Annotated in this window: 14 protein-coding genes and 1 pseudogene; all 15 read left to right on the forward strand. The window is 46.5% G+C overall.

Going from position 1 to position 19,401, the window contains the following annotated elements; all coding sequences use genetic code 11:
* The first annotated feature begins 9 nt into the window (after window positions 1–9).
* The gene (locus G469_RS0104985; protein ID WP_035425399.1) at window positions 10–1,788 is read left to right on the forward strand and encodes a peptidoglycan D,D-transpeptidase FtsI family protein; all 1,779 of its coding nucleotides are present in this window, start codon (window positions 10–12) and stop codon (window positions 1,786–1,788) included.
* Between the two features lie 16 nt (window positions 1,789–1,804).
* Window positions 1,805–3,253 (forward strand): UDP-N-acetylmuramoyl-tripeptide--D-alanyl-D-alanine ligase, encoded by a 1,449-nt coding sequence (locus G469_RS0104990; RefSeq protein ID WP_028264112.1) that lies wholly within the window; start codon window positions 1,805–1,807, stop codon window positions 3,251–3,253.
* Window positions 3,253–4,284: a phospho-N-acetylmuramoyl-pentapeptide-transferase gene (gene mraY, locus G469_RS0104995; RefSeq protein WP_028264113.1), complete on the forward strand. Its 1,032-nt coding sequence runs from the start codon at window positions 3,253–3,255 to the stop codon at window positions 4,282–4,284. The genes G469_RS0104990 and mraY overlap by 1 nt, the downstream gene beginning before the upstream one ends.
* A 99-nt stretch (window positions 4,285–4,383) precedes the next feature.
* Window positions 4,384–5,790 carry a UDP-N-acetylmuramoyl-L-alanine--D-glutamate ligase gene (gene murD, locus G469_RS0105000; RefSeq protein ID WP_028264114.1) on the forward strand — a complete coding sequence of 469 codons (1,407 nt, stop codon included), beginning with the start codon at window positions 4,384–4,386 and terminating at the stop codon, window positions 5,788–5,790.
* Window positions 5,791–5,966: 176 nt separating this feature from the next.
* Window positions 5,967–7,028: pseudogene (locus G469_RS08445) on the forward strand (FtsW/RodA/SpoVE family cell cycle protein); the annotation flags it as partial.
* 287 nt (window positions 7,029–7,315) lie between these two features.
* A complete protein-coding gene (locus G469_RS0105010; RefSeq protein ID WP_028264115.1) occupies window positions 7,316–8,464 on the forward strand; it encodes a UDP-N-acetylglucosamine--N-acetylmuramyl-(pentapeptide) pyrophosphoryl-undecaprenol N-acetylglucosamine transferase in 1,149 nt (382 codons plus the stop codon).
* A gap of 66 nt (window positions 8,465–8,530) precedes the next feature.
* The gene (gene murC / locus G469_RS0105015) at window positions 8,531–9,952 is read left to right on the forward strand and encodes a UDP-N-acetylmuramate--L-alanine ligase (RefSeq protein WP_028264116.1); all 1,422 of its coding nucleotides are present in this window, start codon (window positions 8,531–8,533) and stop codon (window positions 9,950–9,952) included.
* A gap of 26 nt (window positions 9,953–9,978) precedes the next feature.
* The gene (locus tag G469_RS08450) at window positions 9,979–11,169 is read left to right on the forward strand and encodes a cell division protein FtsQ/DivIB (protein WP_051353777.1); all 1,191 of its coding nucleotides are present in this window, start codon (window positions 9,979–9,981) and stop codon (window positions 11,167–11,169) included.
* 272 nt (window positions 11,170–11,441) lie between these two features.
* Window positions 11,442–12,578 carry a cell division protein FtsZ gene (ftsZ, locus tag G469_RS0105025; RefSeq protein WP_028264117.1) on the forward strand — a complete coding sequence of 379 codons (1,137 nt, stop codon included), beginning with the start codon at window positions 11,442–11,444 and terminating at the stop codon, window positions 12,576–12,578.
* 10 nt (window positions 12,579–12,588) lie between these two features.
* Entirely contained in the window at window positions 12,589–13,392 is an 804-nt protein-coding gene (locus G469_RS0105030; RefSeq protein WP_028264118.1) for a polyphenol oxidase family protein, read from the forward strand.
* A gap of 107 nt (window positions 13,393–13,499) precedes the next feature.
* A complete protein-coding gene (locus G469_RS0105035; RefSeq protein ID WP_051353840.1) occupies window positions 13,500–14,180 on the forward strand; it encodes a YggS family pyridoxal phosphate-dependent enzyme in 681 nt (226 codons plus the stop codon).
* The gene (locus G469_RS0105040; RefSeq protein WP_028264120.1) at window positions 14,177–14,821 is read left to right on the forward strand and encodes a cell division protein SepF; all 645 of its coding nucleotides are present in this window, start codon (window positions 14,177–14,179) and stop codon (window positions 14,819–14,821) included. Before G469_RS0105035 ends, G469_RS0105040 begins: the two co-directional genes overlap by 4 nt.
* Before the next feature lie 5 nt (window positions 14,822–14,826).
* Window positions 14,827–15,090, forward strand: a complete 264-nt coding sequence (locus tag G469_RS0105045; protein WP_028264121.1) for a YggT family protein — start codon at window positions 14,827–14,829, stop codon at window positions 15,088–15,090.
* A 61-nt stretch (window positions 15,091–15,151) separates the two neighbouring features.
* On the forward strand, window positions 15,152–15,832 hold the full coding sequence (locus G469_RS0105050) for a DivIVA domain-containing protein (protein WP_028264122.1): 681 nt from the start codon (window positions 15,152–15,154) through the stop codon (window positions 15,830–15,832).
* Between the two features lie 340 nt (window positions 15,833–16,172).
* The gene (locus tag G469_RS08455; RefSeq protein ID WP_035425400.1) at window positions 16,173–19,376 is read left to right on the forward strand and encodes a coiled-coil domain-containing protein; all 3,204 of its coding nucleotides are present in this window, start codon (window positions 16,173–16,175) and stop codon (window positions 19,374–19,376) included.
* Window positions 19,377–19,401 lie beyond the last annotated feature (25 nt).

A 19,401-nucleotide genomic window follows, 5' to 3' on the forward strand; every position in this document is an offset into this window, starting at 1 on the left:
ATCTTTGTTGTGGGTAGTAAAAATCGACAGAGAAACAAAAGACGTGTTCGCGGCTCCTCCTATGATGAGGTGCCGCGCACTTCTCGTAGGGGCTTAGGATCTAACGAGTCCTCTAATACATTACTTGCTGTAGGTCAGTTTGGTTGGGTTCCCGTTATTTTTGTGGGACTCTTTTTGCTTGTTATTTTGCGCCTAGTGTATCTACAGGTTATTGATGCACCTCGTTTAGCTGCAAAAGCTCATGCTAACCATACCAATGTTATTACCATTTCATACAAGCGCGGTACGATTTATGATCGCAATGGTAATGTGCTGGCTACGAGTGAGGATTGCCAAACTATTTACGTTAACCCCAAAGAGGTGGCTGATGTAGATATTACCTCTCAGATTTTGGCTCAAGACTTGGGTGGCAAACAGGAAGACTATAGGGCAGTTTTATCTCAAAATACCACTTTTGCCTACATTCAGCACAAAGTTGATTTACCACTTATAGAGCAGCTTAAAGAGGACCTTAAAAAGGCAAAGCAGACCGGTATTTATTACCTAGCAGATACTAAGCGTGTGTATCCCTATGGATCGCTTGCTGGTCAGATTTTGGGTGTTGTAGGTACCGATGGTAATGGTCTTACGGGTCTTGAGCTGTATTACGACAAGATTTTGAGTGGCACCAATGGCCAAATGACCATGGAAGTTGGTGCTGATGGTACTCCTATTGCAGGTGGAGCCAATCAAATCACCGAAGCAAAAAATGGTCAGGATATCGTATTGTCATTAGACGTAGATGTCCAACAAGTAGCAGAGAACAAAATTACTGAGGCTATCGAGACATATGGTGCAGAGTCTGGCATGGTTATGGTTACAGACCCTAAATCCGGAGAAATTTTAGCTGCATGCTCTACGCCTCTTCTTAACATTACCGATCCTACATCCTATACCGATGAACAGCTGGCCTTAAAGATGGTCTCGAGCTCGTATGAGCCTGGATCCATGTTTAAGGTTCTTACCATGTCCATTGCCATTGATAACGGCATTTTGACGCCCGATTCTGTACTTACGGTACCTGCTGGTGTGAAGGTGGGAGACGATATCGTAAGGGATGACGATGGTCGTGACTACACGATGGATATGTCGCTCATAGAAATTCTGCGTCGCTCTTCTAACACAGGTTCAATTTTGGTTGGCCGTGCAAATGGTGCAGATACCTTTGCGGCGGGTGTGGAGAAGTTTGGCATTGGCTCCAAGACTGGTATTGACTATCCCGGTGAGGTTGAAGGTTTGGTGCCCAAGCGCTCCGAATATACAGGTACTACGCTGGGAACTATGTCGTTTGGTCAAGGTACCGCAATGCCCATGGTACAAATCGTACGCGCTATAGGCGTTGTTGCTAACAAGGGTGTACTCACCACTCCTCACTTCTTAATCTCCAAGGGTGGTGAGAAGGTCGATTGGTCTGGCAATAACAAGCAGGTTATATCCGAAGAGACTGCTCAAAAGATGACAACAATGATGCAGGTTGTCGTAGATGAGGGTACGGGTGCTGCTGGTAAGGTAGACGGTTATGCAGTTGCCGGCAAGACCGGTACAGGCGAGCAAGCTGGTGAGAACGGCTATAAGGAAAACGTCTACTTAAGCTCTTTAATTGGTTTTGCAAATGCCGATGACCCTCAAGTTATGGTTTACGTTGGTCTAAACGGAACGAGTTATCTGGCTTCAAGTTCTGCTGCGCCGGTTTTCTCGTCAATTATGAGTGAGGCGCTCAGCGATATGGGCGTACAGCCTGTTTCCTAAGCGTGGGGAGGATAACATGTTTACTTGGGATGTTGCTTCTATTTGTGCAGCTACAGAAGCTACTTTGCTGACTGCCAATAGTGATCGTGTGGTTAGGGGTGTAGCAATTGATTCTCGTGAGGTAACCACAGACGGACTGTTTGTTGCATTTTCCGGAGAGCATGTAGATGGCAATGCATACGCACCTGCAGCAATACAAAACGGTGCTGGCTGTGTAGTGCTTACCTCAGCTCCCACAGACGAACTTCTTGTGTTAGCAGCAGAGAAGAAATGCGCCATTGTTCGCGCAGCTCATGATGATGGGGAAGAATTCATGCTGCGCCTTGCACAAGCTTGGCGAGAAATACACGCAAACTGGTTTGTAGTTGGCGTTACAGGATCGGTAGGCAAAACCACCACTAAGGATATGTTGGCAGCGGCTATCTCTGCTCGTTATACAACACATGCTACTAAGGGCAACTTTAATAACCTTATTGGCTTGCCGCTTACACTGCTTTCTGCTCCTGAGGATACGCAAGTTATTGTGGCCGAGATGGGCATGAATCATTTTGGTGAGATTACTCGCTTGGCTGCTGTAGCTCATCCAACCTTAGCTGTTATTACCAATGTGGGAACTAGCCATATTGGTCTTCTTGGCTCGCGAGAAAATATTGCAAAAGCTAAGGCAGAAATAGTATCCGGAATGGTTCAAGACTCACTTGAGGGTATGCAAATTAAACCCTGTCTATACCTAGTGAGTTCTGATGACTTTAGTACCTATATCGATACTCAGTATGCACAACCTTCTGGCATAGTTACCTCATATATTGGTACTTCTATAGATGATAATCTGAGTGCTCGTAACATTAAGCTTACAGATGAGGGTTATGTTTCTTGTGATGTATATTATGAAAATGGCGATATTCAGCAAGCACAATTACCAATTCCAGGAAAACATTTGATAAGTGACTATCTTTTAGCGCTTGCAGTTGCCGATAAACTTAATATCAACCATCAAGCTAGTATTGAAGCTATACAAAATATGCCACAAACGCATATGCGCTTAGAAATTGTTGGTGGTAAAGATAAGCCACGCATGATTGATGATAGCTATAATGCAAGCCCTAGCTCCATGGCAGCTGCTCTTGACGTCTTAACTTCACTGCCTTGTAAGGGTAAGCGTGTGGCAGTTCTGGGAGAAATGGGCGAGATGGGGGATATGGCTGTACAGCTTCACAATTACGTTGGTGCCTATGCTGCTGCCAAACCTTTGGATATGCTCGTTCTTATCGGAAGTGAATTTGTGGGTGGGATGCGCGAAGCAGCTATCACAATGGGTATGTCTGACGATAAAATTGAAACGTTTGAAACTGTGGATGCAGCGGTTGGTGCACTCAAACCAATCTTGGAGTCCAACGATTTAGTGCTGGCTAAAGCTTCAAGATCGAGTGCGCTTGACCTATTTGTAAAGGGGGTGCTCGCATAGTGTTTGGTAAGCCAAGCTATCCGAGCTATCAAGTCTTTTTGGCAATTGGACTTTCGGCAGTTATTGTCTTGGTTTTAATGCCGTTATTTATTAGGCTCATGCGTCGTGAAGGAGTAGGCCAACAAATCCGCGCCGACGGTCCCCAGCGTCATCTGATTAAACAAGGAACTCCAACCATGGGCGGGTTTATCATCTTGCTTGCCATGGGCATTACCTGTGTACTTCTTGCTCGTTGGACATCCGATTTGATTATTGGTTTTGGTGCAACTATCATCACGGCACTTTTGGGTATTGCGGATGACATAGAATCAGTTGCTCATGGGCGTTCGCTTGGCTTGACACCAAAACAAAAGATGATTGGCCTTTTTCTTATTTCTGTTTCTTTTGGTTTGCTTGCAGTAAATTTGTGTGGCATTGCACCACTTTTGCGCTTTCCTGGTGGCTTTGATATTGATCTTGGCATTTTAACCAGTACTTTTGTAGTTAATGGTATGAACATTGCTGTACCTTGGTTATATATCTTCTTTGTATTTCTACTTATGGCTGGTATGTCCAATGCAGTAAACCTGACTGACGGCTTGGATGGTTTATCTGGCGGTACGGTGCTTGTGGTTATGCTTATGATGGCTGCTGTTGCTTTTAGCTATTCCGAAGTAAATTTAGCGGTATTTGCAGCTTCCATTGCAGGTGGTTTGATTGGGTTTTTGTGGTTTAACTGCCATCCTGCATCCATCTTTATGGGAGATACGGGTTCGCTTGCCTTTGGCTCTGCCTTTGCTGCCTTGGCTGTGCTTACCAAGACCGAGGTTGTTTCGGTAGTTATGGGTGGCTTATTTGTAGTTGAAGCGCTGTCCGTTATGATTCAGGTCTGTAGCTTCAAGCTTACTGGTAAGCGTGTTTTCTTAATGGCGCCCATTCATCATCATTTTGAGAAGCTTGGCTGGAGCGAAACCAAAGTTGTTATCAGATTTTGGATTATTTCGGCGGCATTTGCTGCCCTTGGCTTTGCTCTGTACTTCCAGCTAAAGTAACTATTGAGGCAGGAAGACAATACATGAATGTATGTGCGCTTCTGTCCAAATTGGGCGGGAGCGCCTGTGCGTAAAAGAACAATAAAAGTTAGGTATAGCATGGCTGTGTGGAACTTAGGAAACGTACTTGTACTCGGACTTGGCAAAACAGGAGTTGCTGTTTGCGAGTACCTCTTAAGCCTTGGGCCTGCTCGCGTTGCGTCTATTACTTTGTATGGTGGCGCCTCGTCTGTTGCTACCAAGAAAACCTCAGAACTTGAAGCTCAGGGTGTTTGTGTGGTTGTGGGAACCGATACGGTAAAGGGTAGGTATGACCTTGCCATCTCTTCACCTGGGATTTCTGAGTTTTGTGACTTCTTTCTAAGTGCTCAAGCTCATGCCACCCTCATTATGGGTGAACCTGAATTTGCGTATCGAGAAAGTCCTACCAATTGGATTGGTATTACGGGTACCAATGGTAAGACCACTACAACCCTGCTTACGTGCGCATTGTTGCAAAAAGCAGGCTTATCTGCGCAAACAGTGGGAAATATTGGCACCTTGAGCATTAGCCAAGTTCCTTCTCGGCAGCAAAACGAGTGGTTTGTGGCAGAGCTTTCCAGCTTCCAGCTAGCGGGCACTTCTACTTTGCATCCTCGCGTGGCAGTGTTGCTTAATCTCACGCCTGACCATATTGCATGGCACCAGACCTGGGAACATTATGCAGGCTCTAAGGAGCGCATTTTTGCCAATCTCAACTCGGATGATCTTGCAGTAATTTCTTCTGATGCCAACTTGGAGCCTATGGTAAAACGTCTTTTGGAGCGCAACATTCGTACGTGCATAATAGATGCTACATCAGATCCTCAAACCTATAACGCTGGTTTTGTTCGTAACAACATGCTGGTTGTACGTCTAAACGGAAAAGAACATACACTTATTTGTGTTGATGATTTGCTCATTAAGGGCGTTCATAATGTACAAAACGCTCTGGCTTCTGCTGCTGTTGCACTGGAAGTGGGTGTGTCTGCTACATGTATTTCTCAGACCTTGGTACAGTTTGGTGCGCTTGAGCATCGTATTGAGCCTGTGGGTCAGCTTAATGGCGTTCATTTTATAAATGATTCTAAGGCAACCAATACAGATGCTGTGATTAAAGCACTTACTGCTTTTGCACCTCAGACAGTGATTCTCATGGTCGGCGGACATGATAAGGGTACGGATCTTACCAGTTTTTGTAAGGCGGTATTGGCAGGTTGTAAAGCTGTTGTGTGCTTTGGAGAAGCTGGTAAACGTTTTGAATCTGAACTTACAGCAGCTGTTGCGGCTGCCGATATACCCGTTAAGCTAGAAGTGGTACACGCTCAGCATTTAGCAGATGCACTGGACTGTGCCTATGAACTTGCAACATCGGGAGATAGTATCTTATTTTCTCCTGCCTGCTCATCATTTGATGAGTTTTCCAGTTATGAAGAACGTGGCCGTGTTTTTAAGCATTTGGTCGCAACCAAAATTCAGGAGCGCTAAGTATGGCAGCTTCCACACGTGGCACTTCTCAACAGCCTAAGCGCACTACAGCTAACAAGCGCAGTTCTGCTAAAGCATCGGGACGCAGCACGGCGCGTATAGATGCAGCTAGCAAACGTACAAACAACAAGAAACCATTTTTAGAGCGTATAACTGCCGGTGTTCCAGCTCGCTTTATGGAGCCTCGACTCATTTTGTCACTTATAACAGCTGCACTGGTAGTGTTTGGCTTGGTTATGATTTATTCAGCAAGTTCCGTCAAGGCTCTTCAAACTACGGGTGATGCTGCTTACTTTTTTAAGCGCCAGCTTGTATATGCACTGGTGGGCGGTGGTGTAGCAATTTTGCTTGGTATAAGCAATTATCATACTTTGCGTAAAGGTCTTCGTCTGGCATGGGTGGCATCGCTTCTGGTTTTGCTTTTAACGGCTGGTTTGGGTGCTGCTACTAAGGGTGCTGTACGCTGGCTTACCATTGCTGGTTTTTCTTTTCAGCCATCAGAATTTGTAAAGGTTGTTCTTGTTCTATATGCAGCAGATATTTTGCACAGGTATTACGCAGAACACTCAATTGGTCTCACTACATTTGCTATAGAAGCTGGATTGCGCATAGCGGCCCCTCTACTTCTTATTTTGATTCAGCCCGATAAGGGAACTACGCTTATTTTGGGTGGTACCATTTTGGTAATGGCGTATCTGTCTGGCTTGTCCATGCGTTTTTTGGTTCCAGCTGTAGGTATAGCCGTAGCATTTATTGTTGTGCTTATCTTAGCGGACGATTATTCTCGTGCGCGTGTTATTACCATGTTTAATCCAGAAGCAGATCCCTATGGTGCTGGCTATCAGTTGTTACAGGGATTTTATGCGTTTGGAAGTGGCAGCTTTATGGGTGCTGGTATTGGTATGTCACGCCAAAAATACGCCTACCTACCCGAGGCACACAATGATTTTATCTTTGCTGTTGTTGGTGAGGAAACCGGTCTTATTGGCACAATTGGTGTAATTCTAGGTTTTTGTGCCTTTCTATATTATGGATACCGTATTGCCAAAAATGCACCAGATTTGTGTGGAAAGCTCATTGCTGCTGGTTGTACATCTCTTATCATCATCCAGTTGTTTGTAAATGTCATGGGCATCTTAGGTATTGCTCCTATGACGGGCAAACCATTACCTTTTTTGTCCTATGGTGGCTCGTCCATTATGTCTACTTTGGCGCTGGTGGGACTTATCATATCGGTTTCCAAGCAAAGCGTTTTGCCCGAGACTGAGTTTGATCGTAGGCGCAGCCAAATGAGTCTGGCAAGTACACCCGAACAAAATCTCTCTACTGCTGAGTCATCTGCAGACAAGCCTCAGAAGGCTGGTGTTTTTACCTTCCACACAACAGCCGAGCGTATGGGCATTACCCGTACGCAATCAGGCCATCGCTCAAATAATCAACGTATAGACTTAGGACCCAGTCCTACAGAGCGCTTACGCTCGCGCCGCTCGGATTCGTCAAAGGATAATCGCAGGAGGTAATCCAATTGACAGATACTACGCATTCACAGCAGCTTGAAGTTGCCATTGCTGCTGGTGGTACTGCTGGCCACGTTAATCCAGCTCTTGCTTTGGCAGAGGAACTTACACAACGTGGACATCATGTTACGTTTTATGGGCAGCCCAATCGCCTAGAGGCCAAGCTTGTGCCTGAGGCAGGCTATGATTTTGTTCCTTTACGCGTGACTGGTTTTGATCGTTCTCGTCCTTGGACGCTTGCAACGGCGTTATGGCGTATCCACAAGGCAAAGATAGAGCTTGACCGCCGTTTTAGCACTACTGGCGCGCCTGATGTTGCTGTTGGCTTTGGTGCTTATGTAGAACTGCCACTTATTGATTGGTGCGCCGCTCATAAGGTTCCTGTGGTGTTGCACGAGCAAAACTCTGTTCCCGGTTTAGCTAACAAGACTTCTGCAAAAAAGGCTTCTGCTGTTTGTGTAGCTTTTCCTGCGGCTACGGAAGCCTTCCAAAAAATCTTGGGTTCGCATGATGGTCGCATTAAGATAACCGGCAATCCTGTACGCAAGTCCATAGTTTTGTCCACGCGTGAGGCTGGTCGTCAGGCCATTGGTATTCCGCAAGATGCCCGTTTGTTGGTAGTCTTTGGTGGAAGTTTGGGTGCTAAGCACCTTAATGCTGCTATTGCAGCGCTTAAGTCTAAGCTGCTAGCGCGACAAGATTTGTATGTTATTCACTCAACGGGTACTGCGGATTTTGATAAAACTGTACTGAATTTGGATCTTACCCCATCAGAACAGCAGCGCTATAGGGTTATGCCCTATATTTCCAATATGGGAGATATGCTTGCTGCGGCAGATTTTGTTATCTCACGTGCGGGAGCTTCTTCCATTGCAGAAATTGCTGCACTATCGGTTCCCTCTGTGTTGGTTCCGTATCCCTTTGCGACTGCCGATCATCAAACTACCAATGCGCACTTGCTGGTAGATTGTGGTGCCGCACACTTGGTGCCCGATAGCCAGTTGGACGAAAAGATTTTCTCGCAAACGGTTATATCGCTTATTGATAATCCCGCTCAGCTTGCCAGTATGCGTGCTGCTGCAGATGGCTTGGGTTCAGCTGGTGCTGCCGCCTTACTTGCCAACGAAGTGGAGAGCGTGTCAAAGGCAGGAGCGTAGCTATCCGCACACCCTCAAGATAGGGTAGAGTTATACCGTACTTTTACTAAACCCATAGGAGATACTATGTCCCAAACCGCATCCACTTTGCCTTTTTCAAGTGCACATTTTGTTGGTATTGGCGGTGCTGGTATGAGCGGCATTGCATTGGTATTACATCAGCGCGGAGCTAGTGTGAGTGGCTCTGATCTTAAGCAGTCCCATTATGTGCGTGAGCTCGTAGAGGCTGGTATTGAGGTTCGTGTGGGTCATGAAGCCAAAAACATTGATGACCTTATGCCAGACGTAGTTGTTATTTCTTCTGCTATTCCAGAGACCAATCCTGAGGTTATTCGCGCACGTGAGCTAGGTATTCAGATTTGGCCACGCGCCAAGATGCTTGCTGCGTTGGGTCGCGGTCGTACAGAGATTGCTGTTGCTGGTACGCATGGCAAAACCACCACATCTTCCATGGTTTCTTCCATGTTAGACCACATGGGTAAGGATCCCGCATTTCTTATTGGTGGCATCGTAGAGGAGTATGGCACCAATGGTCGTGATGGTAAGGGCGGCTATTTTGTATGTGAGGCAGATGAGTCTGATGGCTCTTTCTTATATCTTGATCCTTCCATTGCGGTTATCACCAACATTGAGGCCGATCACCTTGATCACTATGGCACTATCGAGAATGTCGAGAAAACCTTCTGCCAGTTTATGGACTTGGTAGGAGAAGCTGGTTGTGTAGTTATCAATGGTGATGACCCACATTTTGTAGAACTTGCGCGGTCTGTTGGTCGTAAGTTTGTGACCTATGGTTTTAAAGATTCCAATGACTATGTTGTAGCGGCTGGTCAGCGTGGAGCTGGCATTACCAGCAACTTTACGATAACCACTCCTGCTGGTACAAGCGTTGCTGTAACTCTTACGGCTAATCCCGGCAATCATAATATGGCAAATGCTACAGCTGCTCTTGCTGTTGCAGACATACTAGGTTTTGATGTATCTGAGGCAGCTGAGGCGTTGTCGCACTTTGGCGGTGCACATCGTCGCTTCACGCATGTGGGTGATGTGGCTGGCATTACCGTTGTGGATGACTATGGACATCACCCAACAGAGGTTGCTGCTACGCTTGCTGCTGCTAAGCCCTTGGACTTTAAACGCATTATTGTATGTTTCCAGCCTCATCGTTATTCTCGCACGCAGGCTTTGGCAGATCAGTTTGGCGTAGCGTTTAATGATGCAGACCTGCTCTTTGTTACCGATGTATTCTCTGCTGGCGAGATGCCCATTCCAGGTGTTTCTGGCAAGACTATTTCTAATGCCGTAAAGAAGCTGGGGACTGTGTCCGAAGTATCTTTTGTACCAGTGCATCATGGTCTTATAGAAAAGCTGTGTGACGTATGTCAGGAAGGTGACCTGCTTATTACACAGGGAGCTGGTGATGTAACCTTGCTGGGGCCTCAGTTTATTGAGGCTATGCAGGCACGTCTTGATGGCGCTGTGCAGTAGTGTAAGTAACGAGCAGTTAGCACATAATGGCAGCCGATTTGGGTCGAAAGGGCTTAAAGCCTACACCCCGCAAAAAACCAACAAAGCGAGAAGAGAAACGCGCGGTTAAACAGCTCAAGAAGCGCGGTGCTAGTCCTGCGCGCATAGCAGCTAAGCAATCTATGCAGGCACGTATGCAAAACGTGAATGTACGTGATGCGGCGGCGGGCTTGAACAGTACTGGTACTGCAAAAACTGCAGCGGCTTCTAAAGGTTTCTCTTTTAGCTTGCCGCAGCTGTCATTTTCTCCTATCCGTGCACTGATTGGCATTGCCGTAACAGCAATTTCTTTGCTCTTATTGTTACTTATTTTGTCTCAACTGCCCGTGTTTGTAATCGAGTCCATCGATGCAGATTCTACTCAGCATATGGATTCTGAGTCTATTGCAAAGCTGGCATCTGTACCTGCGGGTACTACGCTACTTAATGTGAATACTTCAGAAATTGCCCAAAACATCCAAAAGAATCCTTGGGCGGGAGAAGTTCATATTAGGCGAGAATTTCCCAATAAGTTAAAAGTACAGGTGGAAGAGCGTAAGGCCTCTGCTATTGTGCTCATGAGCTCGGGTGATATTGCTTGGTATATTGGTGATGACGGTGTATGGATTGAGCCGTTTAAAATCACCACATCCAAAGATGAGTCTGCTACAGATGTAGCTTTGCGCCAGGCTAACCAGTTGGGTTGTTTGCTTATTACCAGCGTGCCTTCCTCTGTTACTCCTAAAGCTGCCAGTAAGACAACGGATGCAACAGTGCTTGCAGTGCTTAAATATATCAATGGCTTTAGCTCAGACTTTTCCAAGAATATAGTGAGCTATTCAGCTGCGAGTACGGAATCTATCTCCTGTGTATTATCCAGCGGGGTAGAGGTTTCCTTAGGTACCGCTTCAGATATTACTACTAAGGAAAGCGTAGTTTCTCAGCTCCTTACTCAATATCCCAATCAGATTACCTACATTAATGTACGTGTTCCTTCCAAGCCAAGTTATCGTAAAGTTGGTGCGGAATCGGTTAACCCTGGGTCTGGTGGTCGTGTGGTGAACGACGGTACGGGCAATCCTCCTTCAGATGCGGATGAAGCTGCTGCAAAGGCAAAAGAAGCGTCTGAGAATCAACAGTCCAAAAACTCCGATGACTCCAATACTTCCGAGTCTGATAAGAACTCCAATAACGGTTAAACATAACGCTTGAGTATCTATAAGTCTCAAGTAGAAGGTTTGCTCTGTGCATAATTGCCCAAAATCATGCAAAGTCTGAGGTAACCCTTTAAGGTTGAGAATGTTAGAAAGCAAACAGCTTACCTGCAATTTTCATCTTTTATACAAATTGGTTGCATCTGAAGCGTGGCTGTGTAATTATTACGCGCTTTACCTCATGCTTTGAGTTTAAGTTGAACTTTAAGGTTTGCATACTTCATGGTGTGCGCAAGCTAAATGATTTAGGAGGAACCATGGCAGACGTAGATACTCCAAACAACTACCTTGCAGTCATCAAGGTTGTTGGTGTAGGTGGCGGCGGTACCAACGCTGTTAACCGCATGATTGAGGAGGGCATCCGTGGCGTTGAGTTTGTAGCGGTAAATACAGACGCACAGGCTCTTGCTATTTCTGAGGCAGACATCAAGGTGCACATTGGTACCGATATTACTAAGGGTCTTGGTGCTGGTGCTAATCCTGAGGTTGGTGCAGAAGCTGCCGAGGAAAGCCGTGATGAGATTAAGCGTGCTCTTGCCGGTGCAGACATGGTATTTATCACTGCTGGCGAGGGTGGTGGCACAGGAACTGGTGCTGCTCCCATTGTTGCTAACATCGCAAAAAATGATGTAGGTGCTCTTACTGTTGCTGTAGTAACCAAACCTTTTACCTTTGAGGGCCGCAAGCGCGCTGGTTCTGCTGTAGAGGGTATTAAGAATCTTGCAGAGGCAGTAGATACCCTGATTGTTATTCCTAATGATCGCCTGCTTTCCATTTCCGAGAAGAAGACCACCATGTTGGAAGCATTCCGCATGGCGGATGATGTTTTATGCCAGGGCACCCAGGGCATTACGGACCTCATTACCGTACCTGGTTTGATTAATCTTGACTTTGCAGATGTTTGCACTGTTATGCGCGGTGCTGGTTCTGCAATGATGGGTATTGGCCTTGCTTCTGGTGATAACCGTGCAGCAGATGCTGCTCAGCAGGCTATTTCCAGCCCCTTGTTGGAGAGCTCCATTGATGGTGCAACTCGCGTATTGCTGTCTGTTGCTGGAAACAAGGATCTTGGTATCCAGGAAATTAATGAGGCTGCAGATTTGGTAGCTTCTAATGTTGATCCCGAGGCAAATATCATCTTTGGTACGGTTGTAGATGAGTCTTTGGGTGACCAGGTTCGTGTAACCGTCATTGCTACTGGCTTTGATGATGCCAATGCAACTCAAATGCCCGATTTGCTTGGTCGTAGGAGCGTAAGTCGTCCTGCAGCTCAGCCTCCTGTATCTGCACCTGCGCCTCGTCCAGTTCAGCCTGCTCGCCCTAGTCGTCCCGCTAACGACTTTGGCAATCAGGCCTTTGATATCCCTGAGTTCCTCAGGAACAGCCGCGCATAAGGGGAGCAACGTGTTTCCTCGCGTGAGCGAATACGAATCGTGTGGCGTGACCCTGTTGGGCGATACTGCTTGCCCGGCTGGGGTCACGCTCGCTTTTTCTCAACGACATGGGGGCTTCTCGGCAGCACCGTATGCTTCGCTTAATGTGGGTGCGCATGTGGGGGATGACCCTAAAATGGTACAGAAAAACCGTGAGCTTGTACTTAAAGCCATGGGACACGAAGAGTTTGCTTCCAACTTGGTAGTACCTCACCAGGTACACGGAAGCACGGTATGTACCATTTCCAGCATTGAGCAAATATCTGCGTTTCGTGAGCGTATTGCACAGGGTTGTGATGCCATAGTGTGCACTACACCACAGGTGCCTGTATTGCTTTGCTATGCAGATTGCACACCAGTAATCCTTGTGGCAACTCAGGGCACCAAACCAGGCTTTGCGGTTATCCATTCTGGATGGCGTGGTACGTTTGCTCGCATTGCTGCTGCGGCACTCCAAGAGCTTTGTGCTCAAACGGCAAGCATGCCCCAAAACGTACTGGCCTATATTGGCCCCCATATTTCTGGTGCAGATTATGAAGTATCGTCTGAACTTCTCCAGAAATTTGTGACCGAGTTTGGTCAGGATGTGTGCGTGGGACAGCATAACCTCAATATGAGCGCTGCTATAAAGATTTCTTTGCTTGCTGTGGGTCTTAGCTCTAAACATTTTGTGGATTGCGAGCGTTCAACCGCGAGTGAAGTAGATAAGTTTTTCTCGTATCGTGCAGAGCAAGGCGTGTGTGGACGCCACGGCGCTCTAGCATTTTTAGCATAGTCATAGCGTCAGTGTGGCTACAACGTAGTTCTTGAAGTGTTTTTGTAGTGCGAGGGGAGGGAAAGTTGGAGTATTCAGACTTTATTGCTGTAAGGCGCACACACATCATGGCAGATGTAGAGGCTGCTTGTGCCGTTGCTGGTCGTAAACCCAGCGAGGTAAGCGTAGTTGCGGTTTCCAAAACGGTAGATGTGCCACAGGTTCAGGCAGCCATTGCGGCTGGTTGGAACCATTTTGCAGAGAGCCGTCCTCAAGAGTTGGTTCGCAAGACAGATGCGTTGCCTGCTGTACGTTTTGACATGATTGGTAATTTACAAACCAACAAAATCAATCACGTGCTTAATCGTGCAACACTTATTCATTCGGTTTCATCACTTGATTTGGCGGATGCCATTAACAAGCGTGTGCTTACGCGCAATACTAATGCTACTCTGACTGCTTTGCAGCCGGTACTGGTTGAAGTCAATATTTCTGGCGAGCAAAGCAAGAGCGGTTTTACTCCCGCAGAGCTTTGTCAAACAGCACAACAGCTAATTGATCTGAAGGGGCTAGACTGGCAAGGCCTCATGACCATGGCTCCAGCTCATAATCCCGATGCTGCAAAGCGCACTTTTGAGGGTTTGCGAGAACTGCGTGACAAGTTACAAGTACAGCTAGGCCATGAATTGCCGGTACTATCTTGCGGAATGAGTGATGATTTTAAGATTGCTATTGCGCAGGGTTCAACACTTATTAGGCTGGGTAGGATTGTGTTTGATCCAAATTATGCAAAGGGAGTAACACGATGAGTTTTTTGGACACTATTAAGGACAAGCTTCGCTTGGAACCCCAAGAAGAGTATTACGATGACATCTATGATGAGCAAGACTACGATGATACTCCAGATGCATATGATCAACCTCGATATGACCAATCTCGTGATGTAGCTGGAGCTGCAAGCAATGGTCTGCTAGGTAATACTCCTCGCCCCGAGGCAGATAGCGTGTCTGTATATACGCGCTCTGGCCGTCCTTTAGGTGGCAACGGTGGCTCTGCTGGTGCAACTACCTACACGCGCGATGAAGAGTATGAGGTTGCTTCTCGGCCAAGCTATGCACGCTCTACGCCCATCTCCGAGCGCGCGGCTGCCATTCCTCGTTCTGGCAGTCAACTTCCTGCCTATGTACTTACGCCACAGTCTTACGATGATTGTCAGACAGTTGTTCGTCGCGTACGTACTAACCAGCCTGTTGTTTTGTCGTTTAGAAACACCAATGTGGATGCAGCCAAGCGCATCTTTGATTTTTGTGCTGGTCTAGCTTGTGGTGTGGGTGGTCAGATTCAGGAATTAGGCACCCAATGTTTTGTTGTTCTTCCTGCCGGTAAGGAGCTTTCGCAAAACGAGGTCGATAAGCTCATTGCAGATGGCACGATTGTTCGCAAGGATTAAAACGCATGATTGCAAGTGGTATCTCCGCGCTTTTTAGATTTTACGAGTTCTTGATTATTGCCTGGTGTATCCTTTCGTGGTTTCCTCTGCGTAGTGAGTGGAGTCAGGATTTAGGCAGTGCACTCAATGCACTCGTTGCTCCCTATATGAATTTGTTTAGACGTTTCATTCCTCCCATAGGCGGTATTGATTTCTCGCCAATCTTAGGAATTATCGTCTTACAATTTATTGCACGTTTTGTAGTCCGTTTCTTTGTAGGTATACTTTAAAAAGCACAGCTCTCTTTGCGTTGTTGCGCAAGCCGCCGCGCTCATATGAAAGGAACTAACAATGGCTATTACTCCGGCAGATATTGATCAGCTTACCTTCTCGCCATCCAAGCATGGTTATGACACAGAAGAGGTAGATGCGTTTCTTGAGCAGCTCTCTGGTGAGCTTGATGCAATGCTCCAAAAGATTGCAGACCTTAAGGGCCGTCTTAACAATTCCGAGCAGCAGCTTGCTGCGGCTCAGGACCAGGTAGCACAGCTTACCGAGCAGGCAGCAGAGGCTTCCTCATACATGACACCCGAGGCGTCAGCCGTTGTTACTCCTGCTCAGTCCGATGTAAATGCATCAGAAGCTCAGATTTCTCGCGTTCTTATTGTTGCTCAGCAGTCTGCGGATCAGATTGTTGCAGACGCTAAGGAATCTGCCGATAAAATCCGTACCGAGGCAGATCAGCGTGCACGCGAGGTTATTCGTGCCGCGTTGGCAGAGAAGCAAAACGAGCTTGATGAGATTGATCGTCTTAAGGCTTCTCGTGAGGAGTTCCGTTCTGAGTATAAGACGCTGTTGCAGCACTTTATGGATGATGCAGACGCGGCATTTCCTAATCAGGTGCTTTCTAATTCCACCTCTTCCGAGTACCACGCAGTCGCTCCTTCCGTAAGCGTTCCTAGCGCTATGGATGCAGCCTCTGTTTCTGTGCCAGAACAGACTCCTGCTATTAGTTTGGATGACTTGGACTAGGCTTGTAGTTATTGCAATATTACTGAGCCATGCTCAAGTTTTTGAGAAATTAAAAAATGAAGATATGTTGTACGTGCCTAGTGTTGGTTTCACATCAACGCTAGGCACTTTAATAATATTTTCCTTAAAAGTCCCTGTATTTAGGTACAAATAAGATATTCAGGTTAAAAGAATACAAAAAAGCTTTTTTACCTGCTTTTATAAGAGCATTGACAATATATATGATAGCTTTGATATACCTGAGTAGAAACTGCAAATTTTGTCTTGCGTTTGCCGCCAAGCTGTGAAGGCGGCTTTTCGCTGGCAACGGATGGGGCATTAAGAGCGGAGTGCAATCAAGATGAACAACAAACTGAAGAAAACTATTGGTATCACTACGTCAGCAATGATGATAGCGGGCATGAGTGTGCCAACTACCACATATGCTGATGTTACTGCTTTGCCCGATACCACTACAGCTCCCAAAAAGACAACCACAGCTACTCATTGGAGGTCTGCGCCCACCACACAAACGGAGGCTCAGCAAAACGTTGATGCAGCCAAGGCGGATGTAGATGCCGCTAAGCAAGAGGTGGACAAGAAGAAGGCAGCAAACGATGCCGCTGCTGCAGAGGTTGATGCTGCCAAGGCAGATGTTGACAAAGCAAGTTCAGACATCAGTACTGCAGACGAAGGTATGAGCAAGGCTGTCTTAGACGCTCAGGATGTTGCAAAGAAGCAAGCAGATGCAGATGCTCAGGCTGCCACTAAAGCACAGCAGGAGTCCGAGGCTGCTCAGCAGGCGGTAGACGAGGCCCAATCCAATGTTGATGCTGCAAACAATGAGCTCACGCAGGCACAATGCGATGTCAAAAATGCAAAGGCTGCAGTTGATGCTCTTGACGCCAACAAGGAGCAGATTGCAAAAAAGGCCTATGACGATGCTGTTGCCAAAAGTGATGAGGCTGCTCGCAAGGTAACCGAAGCTGCAAAGGATGTTGAGTCAGCAAAGCATGATGTAGAGGTTGCAGCCGAGCGTAAGACTAACGCTGAATCTGAGGTCCAGAAGGCCAAGCAGTATAAACAAGATGCTGATGCTAACGTAACTACAGCACAGCAGGAGCTTGATAAGGCCAACGCTGCTCTGGAGAAGGCAAAGCAGGATGCAAAGGACAATGAGCGGGCCATCGCTCATGTTCAGTCTGCGATCCAGGACGCAAAACGTGCACTTGAAACTGCAAAGCAAGAGCAGGCTGATGCTGAGTCTACCTATAAGGCAGCGAGTGAGTCTGTAAAGAGTGCAAACAATGCTGTTGACGAGGCAAACAAAGTTCTTACAGAGGCAAGCAAACATAAGACTAAAGCCGAAGAAGCTGCTCAGAAGGCCCAAGAGGCTCTTGCTGCTGCGCAGGTTGATGCAAACAAAGATTTTGATCAGACCAAAGTTGGTAAAAATGTACTTAAGGCCTTGAATGATGCTAAGAATGAACTTCGTGATGCCGAGAATTCATTTACCAAGGCAGAAGAGAAGCTCACAAAGGCTGAGGAGACACTTAATAAGGCTAAGGAAAACTTACAGAAGGTTAAGGAAGCTGCTGGTCAAACTATCAATGCAGACGCTTCTAAGGGTTCTCTTGGTTTTTATGAATGGTTATTATCTAAGGATCCATCTGCTCAGAAGGCTATTGACTTGTTAACTGATTCTAGCAAGACTGGCGTTGATAAGAATAGCGGCAAGACATTCCTGTCTTTTACCAAGATGGGTGTTGATGGTGACGCGACTTCGCTTGAGAACATGAAGAAGGCGCTTGATTTTATTAAGCAGGGGAATAAGATTCGTACAACCTCTCCTGATAAGCCTGGTCTGGCTGATTGGAAGGTTAGTGCTTTTGCTATGGCTTTAGCCCAAATTAATGCTAACTGGAGCTATCGTACTGTTCCAGATAGTAAGAATCCACATGCAGCTCACAATGGTGAAGCTGTTTATGCTGGCGAAAACATTGCTGCATCTTATGGAGAGAATAATGATTGGAATCCATATGATGGTTGGTATACTGAGGAGCGCAAGCTATGGCTCGCCGATCATAACACGAATAAGGCGGGTCATTATCACAATATCCTTGAATCTAGGAACAACCTTAATGCAGTAACTGGATTTGGGTATCATCAAAGTGCTGGAACGGAAGACGATTATAGAAATATTTTTGCCCAAGAGTTTTTCTATTATGGAAAAAATGGCGAAAGTATCAATGGCAAAGCTTATACCATTGACGAGTTTGTTGCTCTCTTTGAACAATATTACAACGCCGCAATGAACAATTCTGGCAGTTCTAATGCTATTAAGGAAGCAGAGAAGCAGGTAGAAGTTGCTCAAAAGAATTATGAGCTGGCACAACAAGATCTTAAGAAGGTAATTGATCATCTTAAGGATAGCCAGAATGTATTCAATAATGCCCAACGTTCTTACGATGACCAAAAGGCTGATTACGAGAGCAAGGCACAAGAGAATATTCTTACTGCTCAGAATAATTTGCAGGATGCTAATAATAAGGTAGCTGACGCTCAATCCAAGGTAGACGATGCCAAGTCTGAGCTTGATAAGGCAAATGACCTCCTCAAGAACGCTAATGAGCATCTTGCTACTGCAAAGAATGAGAAGAAAGCAGCTGACGCAAAAGTAACAGAGAAGCAAACTGTCCTTAAGGAAGCCGAGCAAAAGCTTGCTGATATTGAAGGCGGCGTTGATCTTGCTAAGGCTCAGGAGCGCGCAGCTTCCGCTCAGAAGGACTTTAACGTTGCCAAAGGTGCTGCTGTAACTGCAAGTACTGCATACAACAATGCATTAAATGAGGTACAGGATGCTGCTCAGGCACTTGGGCAAGCAAACAAGAAGTTTGCCGATGCAACCGTCGCACACGAACAGGCAAAAACCAATGCCGAGACTGCAAAAACTGAACTTGCTACTGCTTTGAGTGAGTACAACGGTTACAAGTCTATCCATGATGCCTATAACAAGGCCCTAAAGACGCTTGACGAGAAAAATCACCTTCTTGCTGAGGTCAGGGGTAAATATGATGTAGCCATCAAGATGGGTAAAGAAAAAGAAGCTGCAGCTCTGGACGCTACCAAGAAGGCACGTGAGTCTGCTGCCAAGCAACAGGTGCTCGCAAACGTTACTGTCGAAGGTATTCTTGATGGTACATACACCACGCCAGCAGCACTTGTTGATGCAGTTAAGGCACTTGCTCAGAAGAAAGCCAATGCAACAATCCGTCTTGATGCTGCTAGGAAACGTCATGCGTTGGCTCAGGCGCGTTATGGTATTACTGCACAGGAATACTCAGATGCAAAGAATGCTTATTTGCAGGCGCTTGTTGTGGCATTTGAGGCCAACGAGACGTATGATAAATTCCGTGCTCAGCATCCACACGCCAAGACGGTCAAGCCACAAGAACTTCCTCAGACAGGTGAAGCATCCTTGCCTATAGCGGCTTATGCAGCTCTTGGTCTAGCTAGTCTTGGCACAGGTGTTGCAGCCGCTCATATGAGGCGCAAGTCGCAATAGTTTTGCTATAGTACCTAAATAAAAC

This window comes from Atopobium fossor DSM 15642, from assembly GCF_000483125.1.
Lineage (GTDB): Bacteria > Actinomycetota > Coriobacteriia > Coriobacteriales > Atopobiaceae > Atopobium > Atopobium fossor.

Bases quoted from the DNA above. Each gene is read 5' to 3' on its own strand.
- G469_RS0105045 (WP_028264121.1), top strand. From the start codon at position 14,827: ATGATTGCAAGTGGTATCTCCGCGCTTTTTAGATTTTACGAGTTCTTG.
- G469_RS0105050 (WP_028264122.1), top strand. From the start codon at position 15,152: ATGGCTATTACTCCGGCAGATATTGATCAGCTTACCTTCTCGCCATCC.
- G469_RS0105035 (WP_051353840.1), top strand. From the start codon at position 13,500: ATGGCAGATGTAGAGGCTGCTTGTGCCGTTGCTGGTCGTAAACCCAGC.
- G469_RS08455 (WP_035425400.1), top strand. From the start codon at position 16,173: ATGAACAACAAACTGAAGAAAACTATTGGTATCACTACGTCAGCAATG.
- murD (WP_028264114.1), top strand. From the start codon at position 4,384: ATGGCTGTGTGGAACTTAGGAAACGTACTTGTACTCGGACTTGGCAAA.
- ftsZ (WP_028264117.1), top strand. From the start codon at position 11,442: ATGGCAGACGTAGATACTCCAAACAACTACCTTGCAGTCATCAAGGTT.
- G469_RS0104990 (WP_028264112.1), top strand. From the start codon at position 1,805: ATGTTTACTTGGGATGTTGCTTCTATTTGTGCAGCTACAGAAGCTACT.
- murC (WP_028264116.1), top strand. From the start codon at position 8,531: ATGTCCCAAACCGCATCCACTTTGCCTTTTTCAAGTGCACATTTTGTT.
- G469_RS08450 (WP_051353777.1), top strand. From the start codon at position 9,979: ATGGCAGCCGATTTGGGTCGAAAGGGCTTAAAGCCTACACCCCGCAAA.
- G469_RS0105040 (WP_028264120.1), top strand. From the start codon at position 14,177: ATGAGTTTTTTGGACACTATTAAGGACAAGCTTCGCTTGGAACCCCAA.